We start from the raw sequence: 607 nt of genomic DNA, 5'->3' as shown, positions 1-607 counted from the left end.
AAACCGGCACCCGGGCACAAGGTGTATCCGTATTTGCTTCGAGGCCTGACCATACAGCGCTGCAATCAGGTCTGGGCCACCGATATCACCTATGTTCCAATGGCTCAGGGGTTCATGTATCTGATGGCAGTCATCGATCTCAAGAGCCGCTATGTGCTGAACTGGTCTGTATCGAATACGATGGACGCCACTTGGTGCGCCGAGGTGTTCCGGGAAGCAGTCAGCATGCACGGTGCTCCGGAAATACTCAACACCGATCAGGGCAGTCAGTTCACCAGCGAGGTCTTCACAACAGCTGTCATCAAAGAGGCCAAAGTGAAGCTCTCCATGGACGGTAGAGGACGGGCTATTGACAATGTTTTCATCGAGCGGTTGTGGCGAAGCGTTAAATATGAGTACATTTACTACCGTCCCCCAGTCGACGGTATTGAACTCTACCAAGGGCTGAAGAACTGGTTCAATGATTACAATACGACCAGGCGGCACAAGTCTCTCAACGGAGAGGTTCCCGCCACTGTTTATTACTCGCAGAAGGTCCAGGCCCCGGAGGCAGCATGAGCAAACTTATTTTCTCTCGATAGCTGCCCTATAGATGGGGAGTACTTCA

General features: G+C 52.2%; 1 protein-coding gene. It reads left to right on the top strand.

The features are described from left to right. Positions 1-558 (top strand): IS3 family transposase (locus EKD02_RS09925; protein WP_126385337.1); only part of this gene is annotated, 558 nt, incomplete at its 5' end. Positions 559-607: the final 49 nt, after the last annotated feature.

Source organism: Chlorobium phaeovibrioides, assembly GCF_003968655.1.
Taxonomy (GTDB): domain Bacteria; phylum Bacteroidota; class Chlorobiia; order Chlorobiales; family Chlorobiaceae; genus Chlorobium; species Chlorobium phaeovibrioides.
This window is presented reverse-complemented; position numbering and strand designations above follow the sequence as displayed.